General features: G+C 69.1%; 26 protein-coding genes. 10 read left to right on the top strand and 16 right to left on the bottom strand.

Annotated features, from left to right (window positions below):
* Positions 1–209 precede the first annotated feature (209 nt).
* Complete coding sequence (locus tag STVA_RS11260) at positions 210–578, bottom strand: hypothetical protein (protein WP_123688048.1); 369 nt, start codon at positions 576–578, stop codon at positions 210–212.
* Positions 579–820: 242 nt separating this feature from the next.
* Between STVA_RS11260 and STVA_RS11255 the strand changes: the two genes are divergently transcribed.
* Entirely contained in the window at positions 821–1555 is a 735-nt protein-coding gene (locus tag STVA_RS11255; protein WP_123688047.1) for an endonuclease/exonuclease/phosphatase family protein, read from the top strand.
* Between the two features lie 83 nt (positions 1556–1638).
* The gene (locus STVA_RS11250; RefSeq protein WP_197735848.1) at positions 1639–2508 is read left to right on the top strand and encodes a UPF0104 family protein; all 870 of its coding nucleotides are present in this window, start codon (positions 1639–1641) and stop codon (positions 2506–2508) included.
* Here STVA_RS11250 and STVA_RS11245 read toward each other — a convergent pair.
* Together STVA_RS11245 and STVA_RS11240 are read right to left on the bottom strand one after the other, a co-directional pair.
* Positions 2479–3972 (bottom strand): phospholipase D-like domain-containing protein, encoded by a 1494-nt coding sequence (locus tag STVA_RS11245; RefSeq protein WP_197735847.1) that lies wholly within the window; start codon positions 3970–3972, stop codon positions 2479–2481. The two genes, STVA_RS11250 and STVA_RS11245, sit on opposite strands and share 30 nt — an antisense overlap.
* Before the next feature lie 104 nt (positions 3973–4076).
* Positions 4077–5084, bottom strand: a complete 1008-nt coding sequence (locus STVA_RS11240; RefSeq protein ID WP_170216291.1) for a dienelactone hydrolase family protein — start codon at positions 5082–5084, stop codon at positions 4077–4079.
* A 239-nt stretch (positions 5085–5323) separates the two neighbouring features.
* Here STVA_RS11240 and STVA_RS11235 point away from each other — a divergent pair, with 239 nt between their 5' ends.
* Entirely contained in the window at positions 5324–6382 is a 1059-nt protein-coding gene (locus tag STVA_RS11235; protein WP_123688043.1) for a calcium-binding protein, read from the top strand.
* Between the two features lie 40 nt (positions 6383–6422).
* Here STVA_RS11235 and greA read toward each other — a convergent pair whose 3' ends face one another.
* Positions 6423–6890 carry a transcription elongation factor GreA gene (gene greA / locus STVA_RS11230; RefSeq protein WP_123688042.1) on the bottom strand — a complete coding sequence of 156 codons (468 nt, stop codon included), beginning with the start codon at positions 6888–6890 and terminating at the stop codon, positions 6423–6425.
* 65 nt (positions 6891–6955) lie between these two features.
* On the opposite strand from greA, the gene STVA_RS11225 reads away from it, so the two are divergent.
* Together STVA_RS11225 and STVA_RS11220 are read left to right on the top strand one after the other, a co-directional pair.
* A complete protein-coding gene (locus tag STVA_RS11225) occupies positions 6956–7723 on the top strand; it encodes a hypothetical protein (protein WP_123688041.1) in 768 nt (255 codons plus the stop codon).
* Between the two features lie 72 nt (positions 7724–7795).
* Positions 7796–8293 (top strand): hypothetical protein, encoded by a 498-nt coding sequence (locus tag STVA_RS11220; RefSeq protein WP_123688040.1) that lies wholly within the window; start codon positions 7796–7798, stop codon positions 8291–8293.
* Positions 8294–8298: 5 nt separating this feature from the next.
* Here the strand turns inward: STVA_RS11220 and STVA_RS11215 are convergent, their stop codons facing one another.
* The 6 genes from STVA_RS11215 to STVA_RS11190 all read right to left on the bottom strand — a co-directional run bounded on the left by STVA_RS11215 (position 8299) and on the right by STVA_RS11190 (position 15531).
* The gene (locus tag STVA_RS11215; protein WP_123688039.1) at positions 8299–9441 is read right to left on the bottom strand and encodes an NAD(P)/FAD-dependent oxidoreductase; all 1143 of its coding nucleotides are present in this window, start codon (positions 9439–9441) and stop codon (positions 8299–8301) included.
* A complete protein-coding gene (locus tag STVA_RS11210; RefSeq protein WP_123688038.1) occupies positions 9438–10814 on the bottom strand; it encodes an FAD/NAD(P)-dependent oxidoreductase in 1377 nt (458 codons plus the stop codon). Before STVA_RS11210 ends, STVA_RS11215 begins: the two co-directional genes overlap by 4 nt.
* Complete coding sequence (locus STVA_RS11205) at positions 10807–11127, bottom strand: (2Fe-2S)-binding protein (protein WP_245978149.1); 321 nt, start codon at positions 11125–11127, stop codon at positions 10807–10809. The genes STVA_RS11210 and STVA_RS11205 overlap by 8 nt, the downstream gene beginning before the upstream one ends.
* 90 nt (positions 11128–11217) lie before the next feature.
* On the bottom strand, positions 11218–13296 hold the full coding sequence (locus tag STVA_RS11200; protein ID WP_123688037.1) for a hypothetical protein: 2079 nt from the start codon (positions 13294–13296) through the stop codon (positions 11218–11220).
* Between the two features lie 191 nt (positions 13297–13487).
* Positions 13488–13790: a putative quinol monooxygenase gene (locus STVA_RS11195; protein WP_123688036.1), complete on the bottom strand. Its 303-nt coding sequence runs from the start codon at positions 13788–13790 to the stop codon at positions 13488–13490.
* A gap of 28 nt (positions 13791–13818) precedes the next feature.
* A complete protein-coding gene (locus STVA_RS11190; RefSeq protein WP_123688035.1) occupies positions 13819–15531 on the bottom strand; it encodes a dihydroxy-acid dehydratase in 1713 nt (570 codons plus the stop codon).
* 167 nt (positions 15532–15698) lie between these two features.
* Here STVA_RS11190 and STVA_RS11185 point away from each other — a divergent pair, with 167 nt between their 5' ends.
* A complete protein-coding gene (locus STVA_RS11185) occupies positions 15699–16682 on the top strand; it encodes a Gfo/Idh/MocA family protein (RefSeq protein WP_123688034.1) in 984 nt (327 codons plus the stop codon).
* Here STVA_RS11185 and STVA_RS11180 read toward each other — a convergent pair.
* Positions 16648–17373 carry a GntR family transcriptional regulator gene (locus STVA_RS11180; protein ID WP_123688033.1) on the bottom strand — a complete coding sequence of 242 codons (726 nt, stop codon included), beginning with the start codon at positions 17371–17373 and terminating at the stop codon, positions 16648–16650. The two genes, STVA_RS11185 and STVA_RS11180, sit on opposite strands and share 35 nt — an antisense overlap.
* Before the next feature lie 67 nt (positions 17374–17440).
* Between STVA_RS11180 and STVA_RS11175 the strand changes: the two genes are divergently transcribed.
* The 4 genes from STVA_RS11175 (at position 17441) to STVA_RS11160 (ending at position 21288) form a co-directional block, all read left to right on the top strand.
* Complete coding sequence (locus tag STVA_RS11175) at positions 17441–18229, top strand: SDR family oxidoreductase (protein ID WP_123688032.1); 789 nt, start codon at positions 17441–17443, stop codon at positions 18227–18229.
* A gap of 197 nt (positions 18230–18426) precedes the next feature.
* On the top strand, positions 18427–19404 hold the full coding sequence (locus STVA_RS11170; RefSeq protein WP_245978148.1) for a TRAP transporter substrate-binding protein: 978 nt from the start codon (positions 18427–18429) through the stop codon (positions 19402–19404).
* Positions 19405–19489: 85 nt separating this feature from the next.
* Positions 19490–20005 carry a TRAP transporter small permease gene (locus STVA_RS11165; protein ID WP_123688030.1) on the top strand — a complete coding sequence of 172 codons (516 nt, stop codon included), beginning with the start codon at positions 19490–19492 and terminating at the stop codon, positions 20003–20005.
* Complete coding sequence (locus tag STVA_RS11160) at positions 20002–21288, top strand: TRAP transporter large permease (protein ID WP_197735846.1); 1287 nt, start codon at positions 20002–20004, stop codon at positions 21286–21288. Before STVA_RS11165 ends, STVA_RS11160 begins: the two co-directional genes overlap by 4 nt.
* A 9-nt stretch (positions 21289–21297) precedes the next feature.
* On the opposite strand, the gene STVA_RS11155 is transcribed toward STVA_RS11160, so the two are convergent.
* The 5 genes from STVA_RS11155 to STVA_RS11135 are packed head-to-tail and all read right to left on the bottom strand — an operon-like array spanning position 21298 to position 26461.
* Complete coding sequence (locus tag STVA_RS11155; RefSeq protein WP_123688029.1) at positions 21298–22935, bottom strand: response regulator; 1638 nt, start codon at positions 22933–22935, stop codon at positions 21298–21300.
* On the bottom strand, positions 22932–24677 hold the full coding sequence (locus tag STVA_RS11150) for an ATP-binding protein (protein ID WP_123688028.1): 1746 nt from the start codon (positions 24675–24677) through the stop codon (positions 22932–22934). The genes STVA_RS11155 and STVA_RS11150 overlap by 4 nt, the downstream gene beginning before the upstream one ends.
* The gene (locus STVA_RS11145; protein ID WP_123688027.1) at positions 24674–25684 is read right to left on the bottom strand and encodes an anti-sigma regulatory factor; all 1011 of its coding nucleotides are present in this window, start codon (positions 25682–25684) and stop codon (positions 24674–24676) included. The genes STVA_RS11150 and STVA_RS11145 overlap by 4 nt, the downstream gene beginning before the upstream one ends.
* Positions 25685–25686: 2 nt before the next feature.
* Positions 25687–26040: an anti-sigma regulatory factor gene (locus STVA_RS11140; RefSeq protein ID WP_245978146.1), complete on the bottom strand. Its 354-nt coding sequence runs from the start codon at positions 26038–26040 to the stop codon at positions 25687–25689.
* A gap of 31 nt (positions 26041–26071) precedes the next feature.
* The gene (locus tag STVA_RS11135; RefSeq protein ID WP_123688025.1) at positions 26072–26461 is read right to left on the bottom strand and encodes an STAS domain-containing protein; all 390 of its coding nucleotides are present in this window, start codon (positions 26459–26461) and stop codon (positions 26072–26074) included.
* Between the last annotated feature and the right edge of the window lies 1 nt (position 26462).

The raw sequence follows: 26462 nt of genomic DNA, 5'->3' as shown, positions 1-26462 counted from the left end.
GTCGGCGGGAGGAACAGGCAGGCGCGCCAAGGCCGCCGCGGACATGGCGGTTCCGTGGGCGTAAATCCGGCAGGGACTGGTCAGGGCCCCCTCCTCCCGATTGCGCGACGGGTGCCGCCCCCGCTAGAGGGGCGCGCCCCGTTCGTCTCGTTCTCCGGGCAGGATGATTTGTCGTCGCGACGTACGAGTCAATCCGTCGCGGCTGGCCGCTACGGCTGGATCCTCAACTGAAAGGCGCAGGGCTTCGAGCGATTCCAGCCCGATGCCAGCGCGCCGGTGCAGGTGGCGGCGTTCGTCTGGCGGATCGAGGTTATCGCACAGCCCCAGCCTGAATTCGCTCCGAGGTAGTCCGACCGGGCGGAAAAGGCGCAATACTCCATGGTGCTTTCGCCCTTGGCCGTCACGCGCACCTCGTAGAAGCGGAATACCGGCATCGCGCCGGAAACGGGAAACGGCACGTTGAGCACCTGGGACCCGGGCGCGACCTCCACCGACTGGGGCGGATCGACGACCGAGAGTTCGACATTCCGTCCGGCGGCCAGAGTGCTGTCCAGGGTGAAGGCGATATCATAGGCCATCGCTCCGGCGGGACAGCCGGCGGCGATGGCGAGGGCGAGCAGGCCGGCAATCCTTGCTATCATGTGTCTTCCTCTTCGCGCCGCGGACCTGCCGCATGGGACGCGGGGAACCTAGTAATCGCTGCCGGCCGCCGTCAACGCCGACCGGTGATCGAATCACCGAATTCGGGTGGCACCAAAGGCGCGATTCGTGCGTTCAGTGCCGAACAGTTTCCCCGCAGCCACCCGACGGAAGAGCCGGCTTGCATCGCATCCTGACCTACAACGTCCATCGCTGCCGCGGCGGCGACGGACGCCTGTCGCCCGCGCGCATCGCTGAGGTGATCGCGTCGGCAAAGCCCGACATCGTCACCCTGCAGGAAGTCGATGTCGGCCGCCGTCGCTCGGATCATGTCGACCAAGCGAACGAGATCGCCCGCGAACTGGGCATGCAGATGCATTTCCATCCGGCGTTCCACGTGCTGGAAGAGCGCTACGGCGACGCCATCCTGACCGCCCACCCATCGCGCATCGTCCATGCGGCCAACCTGCCGGGCTTGCAGCACTATCCCGGGATGGAGGCACGCGGCGCACTGTGGGCGGCGGTCGAGATCGACGGGCGCGAGTTGCAGGTCGTGAACGCCCATATCGGCCTGCTCGCCTATGAGCGGAAGCTCCAGGTGTCCGCACTGCTGGGTCCGGACTGGACCGGCAATCCCGCGTGCAAGGACCCCACCATCCTGATCGGCGACTTCAACGCCGTGCCGCGCTCGCGCGCCTACCGCCGGATGGCCGAGCGCTTCACGGACGCCCAGCGCGCCGCCGGCATCCCGCGCCCGACCTTCCCCGCCCGCCTGCCGGTGATCCGGATCGACCATGTCTTCGTCAGCCAGTCGATCAAGGTGCTGAAGACCGAGGTGATCCGCACCCCACTCGCCCGGGTGGCCTCCGATCACCTGCCGCTGGTCATGGACTTCACCTTCGCGCCGGGGCCATGACGGCGGAGGCGGCCGGGCGCCCGGGCGCCTCCGGCAACTGGCGGCGAATTCTCCCCTGGGCCATGACCGGGGCGGCCCTATTGTTGGCGGCGTACCTGCTGCGACGGATCTACAACGAATATGGCTGGGACGAGATCAGCCGGTCGGTGGCCGAGATCCCGATCGCCCGGCTGGCCGGTGCTGCCGCCTTCGCCGCCGCCAGTTATTTCTGCCTGACGCTGTTCGACTTCCTGGCGGTGCGCAGCGCCGGCCATCGCCTGGCCTACCGCAGGACGGCGCTGGCGTCTTTCTCTGCCCTCTCCATCGGCCACACGGTCGGTCTGGCCGTGCTGAGCAGCGGGGCCATCCGCTATCGCTTCTATTCCGGCTGGGGCCTGAAGGCGGGCGACGTCGCCAAGGTCATCCTGTTCTGCGCCATCACGGTCGGCCTCGGCTTGGCGACGCTGGGCGGCATCGCGCTGGTGGCCGCCCCCGAGCTGGCCGTGGAGCGCCTGGGGATCGGCGCCGGCTGGGTGCGGGCCGTGGGCGCATGTGCCCTGCTGGCGCCGCTCGCCTATCTGGCGCTCTGCGCGTTCGTCCGCGGCGAACTCCGCCTCCGTCAATGGCATGTGGCCCTGCCACCCCTGAAACTGGGGCTGGCCCAGGTGGCGATCGGCCCGGTCAACCTCGCCTGCGTGGCGGGCTGCCTGCACCAGGCGCTGGCCGCCACCACCGACATCGCCTACCTCCAGCTCCTGGGGGTCTATGTCGTGGCCAACGTGACGGCATTGGTATCGCACGTGCCGGGCGGATTGGGCGTGATCGAGAGCGTGGTGCTGGCGCTGGTGCCAGGCGCCAATGTCGTGGGGGGGCTGGTGCTGTTCCGGCTGACCTACTTCCTCGTGCCGTTCCTGATCGGGCTGCTCGTGCTGGCGGTGGCCGAGCTAGCCCGCCGGGTGCGGCCGGGCCGCTGACGCCCGCCGCCGGGTGCGGACCGGCGTGCTGCTGTCGGTCCGCCGCACCTTGCCTTCGCGCTTCTTGCGCAGGAACCACAGCGGCTCGAACGGCCGCTTGGGATCCAGCACCGGCGTCGCGAACATCGGCAGCATCGGCCCCTGCAGCGGCATCTCGTCCATCGGGCAGAGGCCGCGCCCCTTGCCGTTCAGCTCGGCGATGGCGTTCAACGGCGATCCTTCGGGCCCCTCTGCGGCGGCCACGTCCGTCGCTGCAACGCCCAGATGCTCGCCCAGCAGGCGGTGGCGCAGGTCGCGGATGGTTGCCCGCGTGCTGTCATCCGTCGCCTCGATGCCAAGATCGCATTCGGTGTCCAGGCCGATGGAGCGGTTGTTCATGTTGGAGGAGCCGACGCGCAGGAAGGTGTCGTCGACGATCATCAGCTTGGCGTGGACCAGCAGGTGCTTCTGCTTCTCGCCATCCGGCACCATCGGGCAGAAGACCTTCAGCCGGCCGTAGCGGTCGGCCCGCTTCAGGCGGCGGACCAGCCGGTCGCGGTTGCGGCCCATCACCCATTGCTCCAGGAAGCCCTTGGAGAAGCAGGTCGCAATGACCACCACCTCCGGCCCGTCGGGTTCGCTCAGGACCGCGGCCAGCCGCTTGCCGATGGACGGTGCCGTCAGGTACTGGGCCTCGATGTAGATCGAGCGCTTGGCCTCGGCGATCGCGCGGAAGGTCAGCTCGGCACATTCCTCGATGCCGCGCTGCTCGCCCCAGGCGGGCGCGGTGCGCGCAATGCCGATCGGCGTCTCCTGGAATTCAGCCGCCAGCCCCTCCGGCCAGGGATCGCCCGCGATCGGCTCCACCGGCAGAATCTCGCCCGTGGCCACCTTCCAGCGGTGGCGGGCCAGGGCGGCGATCGCGCGCGCGGCCTCGCCGTCCACCAGCATCTGCACGTCATGCACGGAATCGTGCGGCTTGCCCTCCGGCGTGCGGCGCAGCGGGTCGTCGATCCGGTGCTCCGGCGTGTCCCAGCGACCGACCGTCAGGTCGATGCCGCCGACGAAGGCGACGGCGTCGTCGATGGTGACGATCTTCTGGTGGTGGGCGGCATAGATCGGGTGGCGCCCGTCCAGGCGCAGGTCGATGCGCGGATGGTCCTGCCACTCCGCCCCCAGGATCAAGGGCAGCGGCGCGCCCGGCGCGTGCAGCACGGCCACGCTCCAGATCAGGATGCGCACGGTCAGTTCCGGCCGGGTCTCGACCAGGTGGCGCAGCAGGTCGCCCAGCATCGGCGAGTCCGGGATGTCGGGCCGCAGGCGGATGCGGCCGTCGAAATCCCAGCCCAGGATGGTGATGGTCCGCTGCGCGCCGCGCAGGGCGGCGTCAAGCTGGGTGAAATAGGCAGCACCATCCACCAGCACCGACGCCCGATGGGTGTCCGCCACCCGCCAGCAGTTGCGACCTGGTTCGATGATCTTCAAGCGTTCCCCCGGGGCAGATGGATGGCGTGGCGGCGCGTCCCGCCGGCGCCACTGGAACGCGAGCATCCCGCTTCCGGTTCCGCCCCCGGCGCCCGGGATTGCGCCTATGGGCGAAGATGCTGCGCCACGGCGGCGCGGACCTCGTCGATGGCACCCGCCAGTGCCGCGGCATCCCCGCCGAAGCTGGCCCCGCGCCGCATGCAGCCGCGCAGATACTCGCCCATGGCGGTATTGGCGACGGTGCCGCCGTCGCTCCAACGCCGGCCGGTGGGCGTGGGCTCCAGCTCGATGTCGAGGCCGCATTCCCGCGCGGTCTGGGCGTTGTTCAGGCGTCGCACGGCACCCGGCGCGTCGAAGCCGTGATGGGCACCATCGAACACCCGCACCTGCACCGCGCTGCCGCGCTGGCGGAACCATTCAGCATAACGCGCGCAATGGGCGGCCGGCGTGTAGTCATCCGCACCACCCAGCAGCATGACGATGGGCGCCTTGGTCGTCGCGGTCGAGTGGTAGGGCAGCGAACAGGACGCATAGAGCGCCACATGCAGGGCAAAGCGCTCCCGCCCGCCATTGGCGCCCTTCCGGAACGGCTCGAGCGCGGTGTAGAGCGCCACCTGGCCACCCTTGGAGAAACCCATGACACCGATCCGCGCCGGATCGATGGCGGGATGGGTGGCAGCGATGCGCAGGGCAGCGAAGGCATCAGCGACGCTGGCCGCGGTCGATAGCTGGCTCTGGTCGTCGCCGGTCGAGCGGATGCCGCGCGGGGTGAAGCTGTCGAGGACGAAGGTGGCAACGCCCTGGGCCAGCAAGCGGTCGGCCCACGCCCCTTCGCGTCCCGGCAGGATGCCGCCGCTGCCGTGGCTGATGATCATCAGCGGCACGGGACGGCCGGCTGCGGGCGGCAGGCGCAGCTCGCCCGCTATCGCCGTCTCGGGGCCGCGGCCGGCCATCAGGTCGGATGGCCCCGCCGGCGTGCTCGACCGAAAACGGACCGCGCCGGCGTATCCGTCGGCCAGATTCGAGCGAATGTCATCGGCCGCCGCCGATGTGCCGGCGGCGACTGCGGTCAGAACTGCCATGATCATGCCGGCCGATCGGATACGTCGCATCGAGCTTCTCCTCCCGTTCATCCCGGAGCTTTGCACGGTCTGGCGCGCGCCTTCCTGCGCGAACCGAATACGCGATCTAAATTCAGCAGTGAAAACCATCGCGCTTGCCGCATCCCCTCCATACAGTCGTGGATGGCAGGCTGGACAACAACAGAGAATCGGGAGCTGGCACCTGGGCACCCATCGCGGGCGTCGCCCGGTCGTGCCGGACCCGGCCAGCGGGGACGGAGGGCAGCACGATGGCGAATGGCTCGAACGGCAACGACACCTTCATCGGCACCACGGGCGATGACACCTACTTCGCGCTGGATGGCGACGATACGGCATCCGGCCTGGCAGGCGACGACTTCTTCGACCTGGGTTCCGGTGCGGATTCCGCAGATGGCGGCGACGGCGCGGACTTCCTGATGGGCGTCGGCGGCAACGACACGCTACGCGGCGGGCTGGGCAACGACTCCCTGCTCGGTGGGTCCAACCTCAGCAACATCGATACCGGCGACGACGAGATCAATGGCGGCGCCGGCAATGATGTCATCCTCGGCGGCGACGGCAACGACCTGGTTTCCGGCGAGGATGGCGACGACGAGATCAACGGCAACACCGGCATCGACATCGTCTATGGCGGCGCCGGCCGCGACTTCGCGCGGGGTGGCCAGGGCGACGACACGGTCTTCGGCGAAGGCGACGACGACTGGCACGTCAATGGCAACATCGGCGACGACTTCGTCTTCGCCGGCTCGGGCAACGACACCGCGTTCGGCGGCCAGGGCGCCGACCTCGTCTATGGCGAGGCGGGCAACGACCTGATCTACGGCGATCTCGGCGACGACTTCCTGATGGGCGATGCCGGCGACGATTCCATAATCGGCGGCAACGGCAATGACGGCATCACCGGCGGTCTCGGCAACGACCTGATCGAAGGCGGCACCGGCAACGAGACCGTCGTCGGCGGCAACGGCAACGACCTCATCGACGGCGGGGCCGGCAACGACCTGCTGGTCGGCGGGGCGGACGCCGACACCATTACCGGTGGAGATGGCGACGACACCTTCTCCATATTCTCCGGAGACGGCATCGACGTCATCCTCGATTTCGCCTTGCCGGACGACTTCATTCGCATCCAGATCAATATCAACGGCACGACAATCGACGACTTCACGGACCTCGACGGGCGGATGGTCGCGTTCGAATCACCGGCCGTCTCGGGAACCCGGATCGACCTCGGCGCGGGCAACAGCCTGATCATCGCCGACATCGCGCCGGGCGATCTCCGCCCGGTGGACTTCCAGTTCCTCTGATCGTGACGCCTCCGCGGCCGGCCACGGCCCGCCGCGGAGGCTATTCGACGGCGACGATCTCGACATCCGCGCCGGCGACCTGGACCACGTCCCCCTCTTCCCGCCGCAGCAATGCAGCACCCATCGGCGATACCCACGAGACGCTGCCCTGCGTGGGGTCCGCTTCGTCCTCGCCGACGATGCGGAAGACCTGCCGCCGCCCGTCCTGGCGCGCCACCGTCACCGTCGAGCCGAACTGCACCAGGCCCGTGTCGGCCGGCGCGTCGACCAGTTGCGCGCTGGCACGCCGGGCCGTCCAGTAGCGCAGGTCGCGGGCCAGCCGCGCCGACAGCATCTGGTCGGCCCCCGCCGCTATCGCCGACAGTTCGGCGCGCAGCCGATCCACCTGTCCGTCGATGGCGGCCAGGCCCCGAGCGGTGACGAAGTTTGGATGCTCGGACACCGGCCGCTCGGGCAGGTCGTCGCCCGCTTCGTCGCCGTCGCTTTCCTTGGTGAATGCCTTGCTCATCGCCTGCCACGCGCGGTTCGAATTCTGATAGGTGATCGGGCCACCCTAACCCGTAGCGGCCCGGAATGAACGATCCCCTGCCCGATGACGCCTTCGTCGGTGAAGAGCGCCTGGCCTACCCGGCCTCCCGCCGCCGCTTCCAGCCGGGCGAGCGGCTGGAGTTCGACCAGGGCTATCGCCTGGCGCACCTGCCACTGGTGGCGCCGGGCCATCCGCTCGCCATCGCGTCCGCCCCAGGCCAGGACTACCAGGACGGCACCTATCCGGAATGGCGCCAGGCGCTGGTGGTTCCCGTCGACTGGCCGGCGCTTGCCGCCAGCCCGGCCTTCCAGGCCCTGGAACGGGAAATGGCGGCCGGCCCCTTCGCGGCCAAGATCGCCTGGAATCTCGGGCGTCGCCGCCGCCATGTGCTGCACGCGACGCTGGCGAGCGGGCTGGCGGCCGCTGCCGTCCCGGTCCATGCCGCGGCTCTGACGGCGGCGATGGCCGCGCTCGGTCCGCTGCGCTTCCGCCTGGGCGGGCCCCTGGTCGGCAATCGCAATTTCGGTCGCATCTATCTGCCCGCATATCCCCGGCAGGTCGGCGGCGACGATGCCTTCGCCCGGCTACAGGACGCGGTCGGCGCCCGGCGGAGCGGCTTCTATGGCGTCGGCCTCTATCACCTGACGGATCCGCTGGACGCGCACGAGACGGCCGCGCTCGCCGACCTGCTGGACCGCTGGCAAGACCGGGTCGTGGCGGAACTGGAACTCGACCGCGTCGTCATCCACGCCACGCGGGACGACCTTGTCCTCTCGGGCCGCAATCTGGCCGAGATTCGCGCGAAAAAATAAATCTTCGCACGACCGGTCCGTTTTCGCCGTCGGCTCGTTTATGTTGCAGTGCAACATTGAAGGAGTCGGGACATGGCGAAGCGGAAGATCGAGACGGATGCGCGGACGATCGGCCGGACGATGGCCCGCTCGCAGGCCAACGCCTTGCAGGCGACGCGGCTGGCAACGGCATCGGCGACGGTGATCGGCCGACGCATGGCGATGGGCCACGCCGCGATCTACAACCCGGGCTCCGGCGATTCGGCAGAGTTCATGCGCATGAGCACCGAGAAGGGCACGGCCGCGATCGAGGCGGCCAGCGCTGCCATGCGCCAGTCACCCGCGCTGGCGGCCGGCATCGCGCGTTTCGCCGCGGCCGAGATGGCGGCCGCCTGGGACTCCGGCATGAAGGTCGCCGCCGCCCGCTCGCCGGCCGGCGCCATCCAGGCGCAGATGCAGTACGCCGCCGACGCGATGCAGCGTGCCTATTCCTTCTATCTGGGCCTGGGTGCAGCCGCCGCCAGCATGGCGGGCGCCATGACCGCGCCGGTGCTGCGCACGGCCGCCGCCAACGCCCGCCGCCTGGGCTGAGGCGATCAGGCCGGCTTCAGGCTCTCGAAGCGGCGGATGTGAAAGGGGTCGATGGGCGTGACGGTGCGGCCGGTGGCGATCAGTTCCGCCATCACCGCCCCTACCCCGGGCCCGAGCTGGAAGCCGTGGCCGCAGAAGCCGAAGGCATGGAACAGGCCGGGCGTCGTGCCGCTTTCGCCCATCACCGGGATGTCGTCGTCCATGTAGCCCTCGACGCCGGTCCAGCTACGGATCACCTGGACGCCCGCCAGCGCCGGCACGAAGCGGACGACCCGGCCCCACTGGGCGATCGACAGCTCCGGCACCGGCCGGCCGCGCGGCGGGTCCGTCTCCACGGGCCCACGCAAGCCGCCGCCGAAGACGACGTTGCCGCGCTTCACCTGGCGCAGGTAGATGTTGGACGAGACGCCGCCCAGCACCGGTTCCATGAAATAGGGCAAGGGCTCGGTCACCGCCATCTGCGGCCCGCGCGGCACGATCGGCACCGGCTCGCCGAAGTCGGCTGCGATCCGCCCGCCCCAGTAGCCGGCACTGTTCAGCAGCACCTCGCCCCGCACCTCCAGCCCGGTCTTGGCGGTGACGCGGAAGCCGGTCGCCTCGCGGGCGATGTCGGCCACCTCGCACTGCTCATGGACGACGACGCCGGCCCGCTTGGCCGCGCGCCCGAAGGCCGGCGCCACCAGGCGCGGGTTGGCGTGGCCGTCGTCCGGCGACATCAGCGCGCCGACCACGTCCGGCCCCAGCCAGGGCCAGCGGCTGCGAATGGCGTTCTGCCCCAGCAGGTCGAGATGCAGGTCCCAGTCGCGGGCCTCGTTCACATGCTTCTCGAGCACCGCCATGTCGGCCTGGGAATAGGCGACGCGCAGCCCGCCGGTCGCCAGGAACTCGCAGTCCTCGCCCAGCAGCTCCGGCAGCCGGCCCCAGATCTCGCGCGCGCGGTGCGACAGCGGCATCTGCGGCAGGAACCGGCCCTGGCGGCGGACATTGCCGAAATTGACCCCGCTCGCCCCCGCCCCGACCATGCCTCGTTCGAGCAGGACGACCGACTTGCCGTAGAGCGTGCGCAGGTGAAATGCCGTGGCCGCGCCCATGATACCGCCGCCGACGATGATGACATCGTACCGACCGGCATGCGTGCCCCCGCTCATGACGGCACCTCCTGCTGGGTGAGCGGGATCGGCTTGACCGGGGCCTGGCCGCGCAGGCGCATGGCGGTCGAAGGGTCGGCACCGGCGGTCTCGGCCAGGATGGTGGCGGCCGACAGCCCGCAATAGCGCCCCTGGCAGCGGCCCATGCCGATGCGCGACAAAGCCTTGGCCCGGTTGATCTCGCGCGCGTCGAGGTCGTCGACGGCGCGGCGGGCGTCACCCACAGTCACCCCCTCGCAGCGGCACAGCACCGTCTCCGCCGGCAGGTCGCCCAGGAAGCGGTGCGGCACGGGGAAGACCGCCTGCAAGGCCCCGCCCCAGCGCAGGCCCCGGTCGAGCCCGCGGCGCAACTCGGCCAGGCGGTCGCCCGCCGCCGGCCGGCCGACGTCGTGCAGCACGGCCAGGGCTGCCAGCTCGCCCGCCATCTCGGCGAAGTCCGCACCCCGCACCCGGCGGCCGTCGCCGGCCAGGTAGACCCCCGCCACGCTGCTGCGACCGTCGGCATCGGCTTCGGGCAGCCACTGGCGCGAATGCGGCTCGTAGACGAAGGAGCAACCGACCAGGTCGGCCAGTTGCGTCTCGGATTGCAGGCCATAGCCGAAGCCGACGGCATCGCACTCGATCCGCCGCTCCTGCCCGCGCGCGGTGCGGAAGACCATGGCCGTCACCGCCTGCTCGCCCTCGGCGCGGACGGGCGTCACGCCCTCATGGATCGCCACGCCGTGCCGGCGCAGCCAGCCCAGATAATAGAGCCCCTTCAAGAAAGCCTGCGGCACCGCCAGCAGCCGGCGCAGGGCGCCGAGCTTGGTCGCGAAGGTGGTGGTGTCGAGCACGGCCGCCACCTTGGCGCCGGCCTTGGCGTACTGGTAGGCGACCAGATAGAGCAGCGGCCCCGTGCCCATGAAGACAACCCGGCCGCCGATGGCGCAGGCCTGGTACTTCAAGGCGATCTGGGCCGCCCCCAGGGTGTAGACGCCAGCCGTCGTCCAGCCGGGAAAGGGAATGACACGGTCGCAGGCGCCGGTCGCCAGGATCAGGGCGTCATATTCGACACGCCCGACCGCCCCGCCGCCGGCGGGTGCGGTGTGGACCGCTCCGGCCTGGATGTTCCAGACCAGGGTTTCCGGACGGTGGTCGATGCTGCCGGCCAGTGCGTCGAACGCGCCATGCACGCCCTCGGCGCGGCCGGCCTCGAAGCCATAGACGGCCTTAGCCGGACGGCTGAAGCCCGGTGGCTGGCGGCGATAGATCTGGCCGCCGCTGCGCTGGGCCTCGTCGATCACGACCGGCCGCAGCCCATGGCGGACGAAGGCTTCCGCCGCACGGGTGCCGGCCGGCCCCGCGCCGACGATCACGATGCGCGGGTCAGCCATTGTTCGGCCGCGTCCATTGTTCCAGGGGGGAGCGGGTGAGAAGCACCATGCCCTCGGCAACGGGCGTGGAGCAGGCACGGACACGGCCGCCGTCCGGGCGCCACAGCCAGCAGTCCTGGCAGGCGCCCATCAGGCAGAAGCCGGCGCGCGGGCGGCGCTCGAACTCGTTGTCGCGCAGGCGCCGGCCGGCGGTCAGCAGCACCGTCAGCACCGTATCGCCTTCCATGCCGGCGACCGGCTGGCCGTCCACTTCTATCGCTACGCCCCGCCGCCCCGCCTCGCCCAGCCGGGTGAACTGTCCGCCCTTGCCCACGCATCCTCCTGCCCGCCGGACTCAGGCGGCGGGCAGGTGCAGTGTTCGTCCCGGCCGGTCGCCTTGTCCACTACTACCCTTTGCCAGTCATCAGGTCAGGAAGTCGATCCAGGCGTTGAAGGTGCCGGTGTCGGCAGCCAGGATGTTGTCGATCTTCAGGTCCTCGAAATCGAGCCCGTTCAGCAGGTAGGTCCGGTTGTTACCGACCATGGAGACCAGGATGCCGGCCGCGTTGTCGACCACCGTGAACTGGCTGGTGGCGATGAAGCCGAAGTCCAGGCGGTCCTCGGACGGATCGAAGTCCAGCACCGTATGGACGCCCCAGCCCCAGCCGATCTCGGTGATGGTGCCGCTGACCGGATAGCCGTCCTGGCCGTCGCTCTCGCCCATGACCGTGCCGGTGCCGGCCAGGGTGCCGACCCGGGGCAGAACGTTGGCCGGGTCGAAGGTGATGCCGAGCTGGGTATCGAGATGGTCCTCGTAGACCTGGGCCATGTGGAAGATGAAGTTCTTGCCCGACAGCTCCGACAGCTCGGTGTCGAGCAGGATCAGGCGCTGCCCCGTGCCGCCGTTGGCGATCATCACGCCTTCGTCGAGCTGGGTCATCGAGATCAGTTCGCGCGTGCCGTAGTAGCGGAAGTCGACCTTGTCGGTGACCGCGTCGAACTCCACCCGGTCGATCTGGTTCTGCTCGTGCGAGCGGGCATAGACCGTGTTGGGCTGCTCGACGATGCCGCGCTCCCAGGCGAGCGCCCCGCTCAGGTCCTCGCGCAGGTGGTTGTTCCAGACCGGCATGAAGTTGCCGGGCCCGAGCTCGCCCAGGTTGATGCCCTGGATCACCTGGATGTCGCCGTTCCAGGGATTCATGAAACCGAGCCCGTCCGGCGTGTCCACCGGAATGAAGACGTGCACCGACACCTGGCCCAGGTCGAGCACGTCCGTCGCCGGATCGAAGCCGACGATGTCGGCGCCGTTCGTCGTGACGTGGAACAGCGTGCCGCCTTCGGGCAGCTCCGGGTCGATCGTGTCCTCGCCGTCGTCCAGCGCCTCGGCCCACTCGTCCCGCGTCGACTGCTGGCTGGCGGTGATGTTGGCCATGGTCATCTCGTCCAGCGTGACGCCGGAGAGGGTATAGGTCTGCATGTGCGCGGGCAGCGAGATCACGACCGAGCCGTTCAGCTCGGTGATCGTGAAGTCGGCCGCCGTGATGCTGCCGAAGTCCAGCACCTGGTGGCTGGGGTCGAACTGCAGGACCGTGTTGGCGCCATGGCTCATCGTAATGGCGATGATGTGGCCCCCGCCATGGCCCGGGTCGTCGCCGTCGAGCACGGCCGCCCAAACGTCCAGGGCCGACTGGTCGTTGGCCATGATGTTGTCGAGCGTCAGCTCGTGCAGCATCACGCCGCTCAGGGTGTAGCTGTGGTCGTTTAGGGGCAGCGAGATGACGACCGAGCCGTCGACCTCGGTCACCGTGAAGTACTCGCCCGTCACCCAGCCGAAATCGAGCATCTGGTGCGACGGGTCGAACTGGATGACGGCATGCACGCCATAGTCCCAGCCGATGGTGACGGTGTGCCCGCCATGGCCCGGGTCCTCGCCGCCGTCGCCGCCGGCCAGCGCCGCGGTCCAGACGTCGAGCGCCGACTGGTCGTTGGCCATGATGTTGGCGATGGTCAGCTCGTCGAGCGTCACGCCGGTCAGGGTGTAGCTATGATTGTTGAGCGGCAGCGAGATGACGACCGAGCCGTCGACCTCGGTGACCGTGAAATACTCGCCCGTCACCCAGCCGAAATCGAGCATCTGGTGGCTGGGGTCGAAAGCCACGGTCTCGTGGACGCCGTAGTTCCAGCCGATGGTGACGACATGATCCTCGTGCCCCGAACCGGGATCCTCGGGGCTGCCGGCGGCTAGGGCCGCCGTCCACACGTCGAGCGCCGACGTGGTCTTGGCCATGACGTTGGAAATCGACAGTTCGTCGAGCGTGACGCCCGTAAGGGTGTAGCTGTGCTGGTTGGCCGGCAGCGAGATGACGACCGAGCCGTTCACCTCCGTGACCGAGAAATACTCGCCCGAGACCCACCCGAAATCGAGCATCTGGTGGCTGGGGTCGAAGGCGACCACTTCATGGACGCCCCAGTTCCAGGTGATCGCAACGGTATGATTGTCCACGGCCTTCCCCTCCGGCTTGGCGCCGATGCCCGGGCTGCGCTCGCCCGAACCGTACGCACGCCTATGATGCCGATGAGGGTGGTTCGCCTATAACGCTATCTGGTCCAATACGGCCCTGCGAATTGCGATGGTTGGACCGACCGTTCACACCATTCTGGAGCAAACGGCCGGCCCCCTTGAATGACTGCCGGTCAGGCTGCCGGGGACAGGACGTGGATCGCCCGGTTGGCCACCATCTCGCGCGTCTTGGCGGCATAGGCGGCCATGTGCGCGGACGCCGAATGGGCCTTCAGGTCGGCCGCCGTCTCCCACTTCTCGATGACGACGAAGGTGTCGGGGCCGTAGAGCGCCGGGAAGCCCTCGGCATCGATTGCCGGGACATACTCGATGCAGCCCTTCTCGGCATGGACGGCCGGCATGTTGGCGCGGAAATGCTCCAGGATGTTGTCGCGCATGCCGGGCTTCGCGGTGATGACGGCCAGGACGTGGATCATGCTTATGTCTCCTATCGGGATGTGGGGCTCAGGCTTTCGGCGCCTGGAGGGATTCTGCCTGAAGGAAGTCGAAGTCGCAGCCGCGATCGGCCTGCAGGACGTGGTCGACATAGAGTTTCTCGTAGCCGCGGCCGGCGCGCGGGCCGGGCTTCCAGGCCGCGCGCCGCCGCTCCATCTCGCCTTCGTCCACCAGCAGGTCGAGGCGGCGGGCCGACACGTCCATCTCGATCATGTCGCCGTCGCGCACCAGCGCCAGCGGCCCGCCGACGGCGGCTTCGGGCGAGACGTGCAGCACGATCGAGCCCGAAGCCGTGCCGCTCATCCGCGCATCGGAGATGCGGACCATGTCCTTCACCCCGGCGCGGGCCAGCTTCATGGGGATCGGGATGCCGCCCGCCTCGGGCATGCCGGGGGCCCCCACCGGGCCGGCATTGCGCAGCACCAGCACATGGTCGCGCGTCACCGGCAGGTCGGGGTCGTCGATGCGCGCCATCAGGTCGTCGATGCTGTCGAACACCATGGCCGGCCCGGCATGGCGCATCAGCGCGTCCGACGCCGCCGCCCGCTTGATCACCGCACCGTCCGGCGCCAGCGTGCCGCGGACGATACACAGCGCCTCGCCGGGTGCGATCGGGTCGGCCAGCGGCCGGATGATCTTGTCGTCGACCCAGTCGGGTGCCTTTGCCAGGGCCTCGCCCAGGGTGCAGCCCATCACCGTCGGCGCCGTCAGGTCGAGCCGGTCGCCCAGCCGCTTCATCAGCGCCGGCAGGCCGCCGGCACCATGGAAATCCTCCATGTAGTTCTTGCCCACCGGCTTCACGTCGATCAGCACCGGCGTCTCGCGGCCGATCCGGTCGACCTCCTCCAGGTCGAGCGGAATGCCCATCCGTCCGGCGATTGCCGACAGATGGATGATGCAGTTGGTCGACCCGCCCAGCGCCTGGAGGACGGTCGCCGCATTGCGCAGGGACGCCGCCGTCACCACCTCGCTCGGCCGCGGGCCGCCGGCGATGGCCATCTCGGCCGCGCGCCGGCCGGCTGCCTCGGCATGGCGCAGCCGCTCGGAATGGACGGCCGGGATCGAAGTGCCGCCGGTCAGCATCAGGCCCAGCGTCTCGGCCATCGCCGCCATGGTGCTGGCGGTGCCCATGATGGTGCAGGTGCCATGGCTCGACACCAGCCGGCCATGGGCATCGGCCAGTTGCTGGTCGTCGATCTCACCCGCGCGGTGGGCCGCCCACAGGCGCCGGCAGTCCGAGCAGGCCCCCAGCCGCTCCTTCTCGAAGCGTCCGGTGACGGTCGGCCCGACGACCAGCATCACCGCCGGCATGTCGGCGCTGATCGCGCCCATGATCTGGGCCGGCACCGTCTTGTCGCAGCCGCCGATCAGGACCACGGAATCGACCGGCTGGCGGCCGATCATCTCCTCGGTGTCCATGGCCATCAGGTTGCGCAGGATCATGGTCGACGGGTGGATGAAGGATTCGTGCAGCGAGATGGTGCCGAACACGAAGGGAATGGCGCCCGCGTCCCGGATGCCGCGCGATACCGCCTCGACCAGCTTGGGCACGGTGGCATGGCACGGGTTGAAGTCCGACGCGGTGGAGGCGATGCCGACGATCGGGCGGTCGAGCGCGCTGTCGTCGTAGCCGGCCGACTTCAGGAATGCGCCGCGCAGGTAGAGCGCGAACCCTTCGTCGCCATAGCTGGTCAGGCGCGACCGCAGACCCTTCTTCTTCATGTTCCGGCTTTCCAGGCAGTGGGTGGCGGAGCCTGCGAAGGCCGGACGCCGCTGTCAACAATCCGTCGCGCATTCGACGATTTTCGCGAGCGGATTGCGGCGGCTGTTGACATTGCATTGTCCCCTGCGGATCGTCGCCGGCAAATTGCAAGGGGGAGCGGAGCGGCATGCAGCGGATCGGCCTCGTCGGCGCCGGCTGGGTGACCCAGCATCATCTGGACGGCTATCGCGCGCTGGGCGACCGCGTCCGCGTCGTCGCCATCGCCGACCCATCGGCCGAGGCACGGGCGGCCCGCGCGGCCGAGTACGGCATCCAGGCGACCTATGCCGATGCCGCAGCGATGCTGGCGGCGGGCGGGCTCGATGCCGTCGATGTCGCCGTCCCGCGCGAGCATCACGCCGCCGTCTGCCTCCTGGCGACCGACCATGGCCTGCCGATCCTGTGCCAGAAGCCGCTGGCCCCCACCCTGCCCGAGGCCGAGGCGCTGGTCGCGGCCATCGACGGCCGCGTCCGGCTGATGGTGCACGAGAACTGGCGCTTCCGGCCGCACTACCGGCAGATGCGGCGCTGGCTCGAGGCGGGCCGCATCGGCCGCCCGCGCCAGGCGCTGCTGACCATCCTGACCAGCGGCCTGCTGCCGGACGCCGATGGCCGCCTGCCCGCCATCGTCCGCCAGCCCTTCATGGCGGGGCTGGAGCGGATGCTGCTAATGGAGGTGCTGATCCATCATGTCGACGCCCTGCGCTTCCTGCTGGGACCGCTGGCGCTGGAAGGGGCGACGCTCGGCAAGTCCTGCAACGGCATCCGCGGCGAGGACCGGGCGACCCTGGCGATGCGCTCGGGCGATGGGGCCGCGGTGACGCTGGTGGGCGACTTCATGGCCCATGGCCACCCGCCGCAGCAGCTCGACCGGCTGGAGATCTTCGGCGAGGCCGGCACGATCCGCCTGGCCGGCGCCGGGCTGGAGCTTGTCCGTCCGGACGGCACCGAGACGCTGCCGCTCGACCTCGACGCCAACTACAAGGCGTCCTATCGCGACACCATCGCCCATTTCCTCGACCGGCTGGCCGATGGCGGCCCGTTCGAAACCGCACCGGCCGACAATCTGGAGACGCTCAGGATCGTCGAGCGCGCCTACGCGATCGGCTGACCCCGCCGTCGCGGCCCTGGATGCGCAGCAGGTAGGCATCCTTGCTGGGCCGGACATGGTGGACGCAGAGTTCGGCCAGCGCCCAGGCGTCGTTGCCCCGCAGGTACTCGATCATCAGGGCGTGGTGGGCGCGCGACACGGTGAGTTGGGCCGGGTCGGCCAGGGTCTTGGCGCGAATGGCGTAGGTCAGGTCCATGTACTGCTTCACCAGCGCCAGCAGGTACTCGTTGCCGCACAGGCCGAACAGCGCAGTGTGGAAGCGGTCGTTGGCCTCGTGCACGCCGCGCAGGTCGCCCGCGTCCGCGCAACGTTCATAGTCGGCGTGGATCGCCGCGATCCGCGCGACGTCGTCGGGCCTGGCCGGCAGGGGGATGCGCATCGCCGCCTGGCGCTGCAGCATCTCGCGCACCTCATAGATCTGCAGCACCTCCTCGGCGGAGAAGCTGCGGACGGCCGCGCCCTTGTTGCGCTCCCGCGCGACGATGCCGGCGCGCTCCAGGCGCACCAGGGCCTGGCGCACGAAATGTCGCGAGCCGCCGAATCTTTGGTGTAGATGTTCTTCCCGTAGGCGAGCACCCGGCTCCAGCCGGCCGAAGATGATGTCCTCCTCGATCTCGCGGGCGATCCTCTCCTCGAGGCTGGACCGTTCCTCGTGGGGGACCATATCTGCGGCGTGGCTGGCGTCGGGCATTCGTGTCCGGAAGGTCTCCTTGCTAAAAATATAGGCAGGATCGCCGGATAATGGAATGGAGAGCGGGATGGATCTCGAACTGACCGGGCGAACCGCCGTGATCACCGGCGCCAGCAAGGGCATCGGGCGCGCCGTGGCCGAGGTGTTGGCGGCCGAGGGCTGCAACATCCATCTGGTCGCGCGCAACGCCAGTGCGCTGGCCGCCGCCGCAGACGCCGTGCGCTCCCGCCACCAGGTGACGGTCGAGACCCACGCCATGGACCTGTCGGCCCGCGGGTCCGCCCAGGCGCTGGCCGCGGCCTGCGGGGATGCCGACATCCTCGTGAACAATGCGGGCGCCATCCCCGGCGGCAGCCTGGACACGGTCGACGAGGCGCGCTGGCGCGCCGCCTGGGACCTCAAGGTATTCGGCTACATCAACATCTGCCGCGTGTTCCACGAGCGCATGAAGGCCCGCCGCGCGGGCGTCATCGTCAACGTGATCGGCCTGGCGGGCGAGCGCTTCGACTATGGCTACATCGCCGGCAGCACCGGCAATGCCGGCCTGATGGCCTTCACGCGTGCGCTCGGCAGCTACAGCATGGAGCATGGGGTGCGCGTGCTGGCGGTCAATCCGGGCGCGGTCATGACCGATCGCATCGTCCAGCTCATGCGCACCCGGTCGGAGGCCGAGCACGGCACGCCCGACCGCTGGCAGGAATATTTCAAGCACCTGCCGACCGGCCGGCCGGCCGAGCCGCGCGAGGTGGCCGACCTCGTGGCCTTCCTGGGCTCCGCCCGCGCGTCCTACCTCAGCGGCGTCGTCTATGCCGTCGACGGCGGTGCTGCCGCCCGCAGCGGCAGCCCGCCGGCGTAACCCTCCTTCAGATCACGAAGACGAGGATGGCGCCGTCCCCGCCCAGCATGGTGTCGGTGTAGCGGGTAACGTCCATGTCCCCCAAAGGACCCCAAGATGCCGCGAACGCGGCTTCTGCCGGGCGAAAACCTTTCCCTTCCGAACATCCGCCACAGTCCCTAAACTGCGGGCCATAAGCGTTCCCAGGGAGGGTTTTGGTGAAGATTTCGCGTTATCTCGGACTGGCCGCACTGGCCGGGGTCTTGTCGACGGCCGCCGGCGTCCAGGCACAGACCGCCATCAAGGTCGGCTACCCCTTGCCGCTCGCCTCGCACTACGGCGCCGGCGCCACGGCCTTCGCCGAGGACCTCGCCCGGACCACCGGCGGTCGCTACAAGGTCGAGCAGTTCCCGGCCAGCGCGCTGGGCGGCGAGCGCGAGATGATCGAGAGCGTGCAGCTCGGCACGCTCGACCTCGTCATTACTTCCAGCGGCCCGGTCGGCAACTTCGTGCCGGAAGTGGCGATTACCGACATTCCGTTCCTCTTCCGCGACACCGCGCATGCCCGCGCCGTGCTGGACGGGCCGATCGGAGAGGAACTGCTGACGAAATTCCCGCCCAAGGGCCTGATCGCGCTGGCCTGGGGCGAGCAGGGCTTCCGCCACCTGACCAATGGCAAGCGCCCGGTCTCCTCGCCCGACGACATGAAGGGCCTGAAGCTGCGCACCATGGAGAACCAGGTGCACATGCTGGCCTTCCGCACGCTGGGCGCCAACCCGACGCCGATGGCCTGGCCGGAAGTCGTCCAGGGCCTGCAGCAGGGCACCATCGACGGGCAGGAGAACCCGATCTCGGTCATCGTCAGCGCCAAGATGGCCGAGGTGCAGAAGCACCTGACGCTGACGCGGCACGTCTTTTCGCCAGCCCTGATGATCTTCTCCAAGCAGCGCTACGACACGTTCAACGACGCCGACAAGGCGGCCTTCAAGTCCGCCGGCAAGGCAGCCGCCGTCGCCATGCGCAAGTTCGTCGACGACGTCGAGACCAAGGGCGTCGAGACCTTGAAGAGCCAGGGCATGCAGGTGGTGTCGGCCGTCGACACGGCGAAGTTCCAGACCGTGCTGACGCCGGCCTATGCCGAGTACGCCAAGAAGTTCGGCCAGGACAAGATCGACCGCATCCGCAACTTCAAGTAGCCCGGCACCGCCCGGCCGGCCGCGCGCGCCTCGCGTGCCGGCCGGCCGCTGACCGTCCTGCCCCTCCGTCGATCGGGCCGCTCCCATGTTCGCTTCCGCCGACCGCGCGATCCTCGGCCTCAATCGGGGGGCGATGATCCTGGCGCTCGCCGCCATGTCGGTCATCGTCTTCGTCAATGTCATGCTGCGCTACCTGACCTCGGAATCGATCGTCTGGGCCGAGGAGGTCGCGCGCTACCTGATGATCTGGCTGACCTTCCTCGGCATCGGCCCGGTCATGCGGATCGGCGGACACATCGCCATCGACAATTTGCAGGATGCGCTGGCCCCGGCCGTGGCGCGGACGCTGCGCGTCATCATCCTGGCGATCGTGCTGGCCTCCTGCCTCTTCCTCATATGGATCGGCTGGCGCTTCGCCCAGCGCACCATGGTGCAGACGACGCCGGTGCTGGAGATTCCCTTCGGCTATGTCGCGGCCGCCATCCCGGTCGGGGGCGCGCTCGCCGTCTGGCACCTGCTGGCGATCGCACGCGGCTTCGTGACCGAGCGAAAATTCGAGCAGGTAGAGGACTTCGACCCGGCCGCGGCAGGTTCGCTGTGATCACCACCACCCTTTTCGGCAGCCTGGTCCTGTTCCTGGCGCTGGGCGTGCCCGTGGCGTTCGCCATCGGCGCCGCCACCTTCTCGGCCATGGCGGTGCAGGGCCTGCCCTACATCAGCCTCGTGCAGAAGATGTTCACCGGCATCGACAGCTTCCCGCTGATGGCGATGCCGTTCTTCCTGCTGGCGGCCGAACTGATGACCGGCGGGGCGCTGGCGCACGTGCTGCTGCGCTTCGCGGCCATGTTCGTCGGCCATCGCCGCGGCGGCCTCGGCCACACCAACATCCTGACGCTCACCTTCTTCTCGGGCATCAGCGGATCGGCCCTGGCGGACGCGGCCGGCCCCGGCGCCATCCTGATCCGGATGATGCGCAATTCGGGCTACCCGCCCGCCTATGCGGCGGCCCTGACGGCCGCGACCGCCGTCGTCGGCCCGATCATCCCGCCTTCGATCATCATGATCATCTACGCCATCCAGGACCAGCGCGTGTCGGTGCTGGGGCTCTTCTGGGCCGGCGTCATCCCCGGCCTGATGATCTCGGGCGTGCTGCTCGGCTACAATGCCTGGATCAGCCGGCGGATGAACTATCGCGGCGAGGGCGGCCCGCCGACCCTGGCCGAGATCGTCTCCACCACCTGGCGCGCCGTGCCGGCCCTGCTGCTGCCGGTCCTCATCGTCGGCGGCATCCACAGCGGCGCCTTCACGCCGACCGAGGCCTCGGTGGTGGCCGTCGTCTATGCGCTGGCGGTCGGGCGCTGGGTCTACGGCACGCTGACCTGGGCGATGCTGCCCGGCATCCTCACCCGGTCGGCCCTGCTGACGGCGTCGGTGCTGCTGATCGTGGCCATCTCGTCATCCTTCGCCTGGGTGCTGACCTACGCCCAGGTGCCGCAGGCGCTGGCCGCCTGGATCGGCTCGCTCGACCTGTCCCCCATCGCCTTCCTGATCGGGGTCAACATCTTCCTGCTGCTGTTCGGCATCTTCATCGAGCCGCTGCCCGGGGTGATGGTGCTGGTGCCGATCCTGGCGCCGATGGCCGCCGCCCTGGGCATCGACCCGATCCAGTTCGCCATCATCGTCATCGTCAACCTGACCATGGGCCTGATCACGCCGCCGGTGGGTGGCCTGCTCTTCATCGTCTCGCTGGTGGCGAAGGTGCCGATGTCGGCGCTGTCGCGCGCGCTGATGCCAATGCTGGCGCTGCAGATCCTGGTGCTGCTGGCGCTGACGCTGGTGCCGGCGTTCAGCACCTTCCTGCCGCACCTGATGGGGCGGCATTGAGCAGTGCGATCAGCGCCGCGACAGGGCGGCGGTGATCGCGGCGCGAATCTCCATCAAGCTGTAGGGCTTCTTCAGCACGACATGCTCGCGCGCCAACTGGTCCAGGATGGCGTCCTCGGCAAAGCCGGTCATCACCAGCACGGCGCGCTGGGGGTGGCGCTGGCGAAGCTGGCGCGCCAGTTCCTGCCCGGTCATGCCGGGCATCGCATAGTCGACCAGGGCCAGGTCGTAGGTCGTGCCGGCATCGACGGCCGCCAGCGCCTGCATGCCGTCCGTGCAGGTCGTCAATGTGTGGCCATCGGCAGCCAGCACAGAAGCGGAGTATTCGAGCACCGCGGCGTTGTCGTCCACCAGGAGGATGCGGAGCGGCGGATTGCTCTCGCCGGACTGGGTCGGCTCCAGCTCGTCGGCCTGGGCCGCCTCCTCGGCCGATACTTCCACGCGCGGCAGATAGACGCCGATGGTCGTCCCCTCGCCCAGGCACGTGTCGATGGTCACATCGCCGCCCGACTGCCGCGCGACGCCATGCACCATGCTGAGGCCGAGCCCGGTGCCCCGGCCGACCCGCTTGGTGGTGAAGAACGGATCGAAGGCCTTGGCCTTCACCTCCTCGGTCATGCCGGTGCCGTGGTCGCTGACCGTCAGCACCACAAGGTCCCCCTTGACCGCCACGGGCCGGGGCGCGTCCGCGGCCACGCTCGCGACCGCGACGCGGATCAGGCCGCCACCCGCCATGGCGTCCCTGGAATTGATGATGAGGTTGAGGATCAACGCCTCGATCTGGCTGCGGTCGGTCAGCACGAACCAGTCGGGCTCGGCCAATGCCAGCTCCACCCGATGCAGCGGCCCGATCGTCTGCTGGAGGAAACCCTCCAGGCGGCGCAGCATCCCCGACATCGAAAGCTTGCGGCGCACGAAATGCTGCCGGCGCGCGAACGACAGGAGCTGGGCCGTCAGCCGTGCGGCTTGGTGGCCGGCCTGGGCGGCATTCGCCAACATGCGCTGGGCGCGCGGGTCGGAAACATGATCGCCGGCCATCTCCAGCCCGCCCAGGATCACCGTCAGCAGGTTGTTGAAGTCATGCGCGATGCCGCCGGTGAGCTGGCCCAGCGCCTCGATCTTCTGGGCCTGGCGCAGTTGCGCCTCGACCCGCTCGCGATCCTCGATCTCGACCAGCAGGCGGGCATTGGCGTCGGCCAGTTCGCGGGTGCGCAGCGCCACCCGCTCCTCCAGCCCCTCGTTCAACTGGCGAAGCTGCTCCTCGGCCCGGCGCAGGCGCATCAGCGCGCGCACCGACGCGACGAGCTCCTCGGATTCGACGGGTGCCACGAGATAGGCATCGGCACCGGCATCCAGGCCGCGCACCCGGTCGCCCCTCGTCACGAACGACGCGGAAATCTGCAGCACGAAGACCGACGGGTAATGCTGCTTGATGCGCCGGCAGATCTCCAGCCCGCTGACGTCGGGCAGGCGCACGTCGAGCACCACCAGATGTGGTGGGTCGCGGCGAATGATGTCCCACGCCCCCTCTCCGGTGGCGGCCTCGCTTACGGCGAAGCCGGCATGCTGCAGCACGCGGCTGCGCGCATAGCGGCCGGCCGTATCGTCATCGACATTCAGGATCGATTCGTGGGTCGCGCCGGTCACGGAAGGGGCCTGTCCATGCCGTCGACGGGGCTCAGTTCGGCTACCAGTGCCAACAGGCGTTCCCGGTCGAGTTCCGCCTTGGACAGGATGGCGCGCGCATGCCCGAGGCCGGCCCGGCTGCTGTCGTCGATAAGGGACGAAGTGACGACAACCACCGGTATGCCGGCGGTCTGCGGGTCGTCGGCCAGATGCCGGATGACCTGTACGCCATTCAGCCGCGGCAGATTCAGATCGAGGAAGATCAGCCGCGGCCGCTCCATCTGCGCCCGTTCCAGCCCCTGCTCTCCGTCGGTCGCCTCGATCACCTCGCCCACCGCCGGGCCCAGGAACTGGCGCAGGACATAGCGGGAGGTTTCCTCGTCATCGATCAGCAGGATCGGCCGGCGATCCATGTCCGGCGTCTCGGTCACCGTTGCGGACGATGGCGGGCGAAGGGGAATGGTCAGGGTGAAGGTCGAACCGACCCCCGGCTGGCTCGCGACATCCAGGTTGCCCCCGATCAGGCCGGCCAGGCGGCGGGACAACGGCAATCCCAGGCCGGTGCCGCGGACGCGCGCCTGCAACGGGTTCTCGATCTGAACGAATTCCTGGAAAATCCGGTCGATATCTTCGGGCTTGATGCCGATGCCGGTGTCAGTGACGGAAAATTGCACGCTGTCCAGACCATCGTCGTAAGTCGTCGTTACACGGACTGTGCCCCCATCCGTATACTTTAGCGCATTGGATATCAGGTTGCGCAGTACCTGCGACACTTTCCCTTCATCCGAATGAATAATGGGAATGTCGGATGAATCTTCGAATAGAAGTTCTACCCTTGGGTTGCTTTGCAGTGGCTTCAGCACGCCGCGCAACGTTCCGATCAGGTCGGCGGCAGCGAAGTACTTGAAGCGCAGCTCCGCCTTTCCTGCCTCGACCTTCGCGATATCCAGCAGGTCGTTCACCAGTTCGGTCAGGCTGAGCGCCGAGCTCCGGATATATCCGACCTGGCGCTCCTGCTCGGTGGTCAGTTCGCCGTCCAGCCGGTCGAGCAGGATCCGCGAGATCGCGAGCATCGAGTTCAGTGGCGTCCGGAACTCATGGCTCATGTTCGAGAGGAAGTGCGACTTCATCTCGCTCGCCTGCCGCAGGGCGTGGGCCTGATCCTCCAGCTCTGCATAGAGGGCCACGACGCCGCGGTTGGTGTTTTCCAGCTCAGCCGCCAGTGCCGCGACCTCGGCATCGCGCGCGCTCAACGCCGCGCGGGCGCCGGACAGTTCCCTGGCAAGCGCCACGACCTTGTCGCCGTCCGGCACCGGACTTCCGCCTCCCCGGCCGAAGGCGCGCACGAACTCATCGGCGGATATACGTGCCGGTCGCCCAAGCCGCTTGGTCAGGACGACGGACGTGCCGCCCGGACTGTTCGAGCGGATATCGAGGCTGTCCATCAGGCGACGGGCCGACAGGATGCCCTGCCCGCTGCCGGCACCGGCCAGCACGCCCTCCAGCCCGACAATGCCCGGCCCCTCGTCGCACACCTCGATCGACAGACCACCGCCGTCTTCGAGTTCGAGCAGCGCAAACTCCACCGTGCCGCCACCACCATGGCTCAGCGCGTTGCGCACGATCTCCGACAAGGCCGTGGCGATGCGGGTCTGGTCCGGGGCGTCGAAGCCGATCGCCCGCGCGATGTCGCGGCCGGCCTGGCGAAGCCGGACGAGATCCTCCCCGTCCGCGGCCGGCATGCGGACCGCCGCCAGGATCATGCGGCCAGTTCCTTCACCACCAGCACGGCCGCGTCGTCGCGCCCGCGCTCCTGGTCACGGAACAGAACGCCGGCAATCAACGTCGGATCGCACGATGCCAATCCGGGGTAGGTGTCGATGGTCCAGTTCGCGGATAGCCCGTCCGAATGCAGGATGGCGACCGCCCGCGCCGGGCGCGGATAGTCGAAGGCGCGGATGCGTTGGGCGATGCCGCCGGCCGTGCCATTGTGCGAGACCATGCGGCGCATGCCGGCCGACAGCAGCACCCCGGCGATGTTGCCGACCCCGCTGAAGCGAACCGAACCGACTTCGGTGTCGATCGCCAGCACCGCCACGGCGCCGCCGCGCGTCGCGCGCATGGCCAGGTGGATGCGTTCGAGAATGGCTGCCGGGTCGATGTCCGTGGCGGCCTCGAACTGGGCGACGGCCACCGCCGCCGCCTCGGCCGCCTGCGGGCCGTGGCCAAGCCCGTCGACCATCATGCAGCAGAGGCTCCGGCCATCGGGCCGCACCGCCCAACTGTCGCCCGAGACCAGTTCGCCCGCCTTGGGTACGACGATGGCACCGATCGCCCAGCCCCGGCTGGCCTGGCCGGCGCCGGCGGACGGCCCCGCGTGTCCTGGCCGCAGCCGCGCCAGCACCGCCGTGCCCTGGCCGACACGCGAATAGCAGTCGAACCCGTCCGACATGCGCTGCACCGCGCCGAAGCCGTTGCCCGGCGTGCCGGCCGTCGAAAATCCATCGCGCAGGCAGGCTGCGGGGTCGGCCATGCCCGGTCCCTTGTCGAGCCACAGCCCTTCGAGCTGCACCCCGTCATCGTCGACACCCCGGCCGAACAGCATCTGGCCCCCGCCACCATGGCGGATCGTGTTGACCGACAGTTCGGTCACGACCACGGCCAGGCGTGCCTGGTCGTCTTCGGAGAAGCCGGTGGATTGGGCAATGCGCACGGCTTCGCGCCTCGCGACCGCCACCTGGCTGGGATCGCCGAGGAGGAAACGTTGCATCGCTACTTCCAACGCGCGATCACGATCCTGGTGCCGCGCCCCACCTCCGAGGAGATGGAAAATTCGTTGGACAACTGCCGGGCGCCGCCCAGCCCCAACCCCATCCCGCGCCCGGTGGTGAAACCCGGCTGCAGCGCGCGGTCGATGTCGGGAATGCCCGGCCCGTGATCCTCGAACGCGATGCGGACGCCCTTGCGCACGCCTTCCTGGAGGAACTGCACCTCGGCATCGCCGCCGCCGCCGTGGTCGAGGGTGTTGCGCGCCAGCTCGCTGGCCGCGGTAATGATCTTGGTCTGGTCGACGAGCGACAGCCCCGCCTGCAGCGCGGCTGCGCGCACGAGCTGGCGGATCCGCACGACATCGTCGGACGTCCGTATGGGATGGCGGTCAGAAGCCTGCGGCACCGGGCTCGCCATAGCTGTCGGACAGGCGCGCCTGGATCAAAGCCATGCCGCGCTCGGCATTCAATGCCGTACGCACGCCAGGCAGGCTCAGGCCCAGTTCGACCAGGGTGATCGCCACGGCCGGGCGCATGCCGACGACGACCGTCTCGGCATCGAGCAGGCGGGCGACGCTGGCGATGTTGGCCAGGGTGCGGCCGATGAAGCTATCGACGATCTCGAGGGCCGAGATGTCGATCAGCACGCCTTTCGCACCCGACTTCACGATCAGGTTGCTGAGGTCCTCCTCAAGCGCCATTGCGACGCTGTCATGCAGGTCCACCTGGATCGTGACCAGCAGGGCCGCACCGATCTTGAGGACCGGTATACGGTCCATG

Source organism: Stella humosa, from assembly GCF_006738645.1.
Lineage (GTDB): Bacteria > Pseudomonadota > Alphaproteobacteria > ATCC43930 > Allostellaceae > Allostella > Allostella humosa.
This window is presented reverse-complemented; position numbering and strand designations above follow the sequence as displayed.

Bases quoted from the DNA above. Each gene is read 5' to 3' on its own strand.
- STVA_RS11195 (WP_123688036.1), bottom strand. From the start codon at position 13,790: ATGATCCACGTCCTGGCCGTCATCACCGCGAAGCCCGGCATGCGCGAC.
- STVA_RS11210 (WP_123688038.1), bottom strand. From the start codon at position 10,814: ATGGCTGACCCGCGCATCGTGATCGTCGGCGCGGGGCCGGCCGGCACC.
- STVA_RS11135 (WP_123688025.1), bottom strand. From the start codon at position 26,461: ATGGACCGTATACCGGTCCTCAAGATCGGTGCGGCCCTGCTGGTCACG.
- STVA_RS11190 (WP_123688035.1), bottom strand. From the start codon at position 15,531: ATGAAGAAGAAGGGTCTGCGGTCGCGCCTGACCAGCTATGGCGACGAA.
- STVA_RS11235 (WP_123688043.1), top strand. From the start codon at position 5,324: ATGGCGAATGGCTCGAACGGCAACGACACCTTCATCGGCACCACGGGC.
- STVA_RS11260 (WP_123688048.1), bottom strand. From the start codon at position 578: ATGGCCTATGATATCGCCTTCACCCTGGACAGCACTCTGGCCGCCGGA.
- STVA_RS11225 (WP_123688041.1), top strand. From the start codon at position 6,956: ATGAACGATCCCCTGCCCGATGACGCCTTCGTCGGTGAAGAGCGCCTG.
- STVA_RS11175 (WP_123688032.1), top strand. From the start codon at position 17,441: ATGGATCTCGAACTGACCGGGCGAACCGCCGTGATCACCGGCGCCAGC.
- STVA_RS11185 (WP_123688034.1), top strand. From the start codon at position 15,699: ATGCAGCGGATCGGCCTCGTCGGCGCCGGCTGGGTGACCCAGCATCAT.
- greA (WP_123688042.1), bottom strand. From the start codon at position 6,890: ATGAGCAAGGCATTCACCAAGGAAAGCGACGGCGACGAAGCGGGCGAC.
- STVA_RS11220 (WP_123688040.1), top strand. From the start codon at position 7,796: ATGGCGAAGCGGAAGATCGAGACGGATGCGCGGACGATCGGCCGGACG.
- STVA_RS11165 (WP_123688030.1), top strand. From the start codon at position 19,490: ATGTTCGCTTCCGCCGACCGCGCGATCCTCGGCCTCAATCGGGGGGCG.
- STVA_RS11215 (WP_123688039.1), bottom strand. From the start codon at position 9,441: ATGAGCGGGGGCACGCATGCCGGTCGGTACGATGTCATCATCGTCGGC.
- STVA_RS11180 (WP_123688033.1), bottom strand. From the start codon at position 17,373: ATGCCCGACGCCAGCCACGCCGCAGATATGGTCCCCCACGAGGAACGG.
- STVA_RS11240 (WP_170216291.1), bottom strand. From the start codon at position 5,084: ATGCGACGTATCCGATCGGCCGGCATGATCATGGCAGTTCTGACCGCA.
- STVA_RS11150 (WP_123688028.1), bottom strand. From the start codon at position 24,677: ATGATCCTGGCGGCGGTCCGCATGCCGGCCGCGGACGGGGAGGATCTC.
- STVA_RS11145 (WP_123688027.1), bottom strand. From the start codon at position 25,684: ATGCAACGTTTCCTCCTCGGCGATCCCAGCCAGGTGGCGGTCGCGAGG.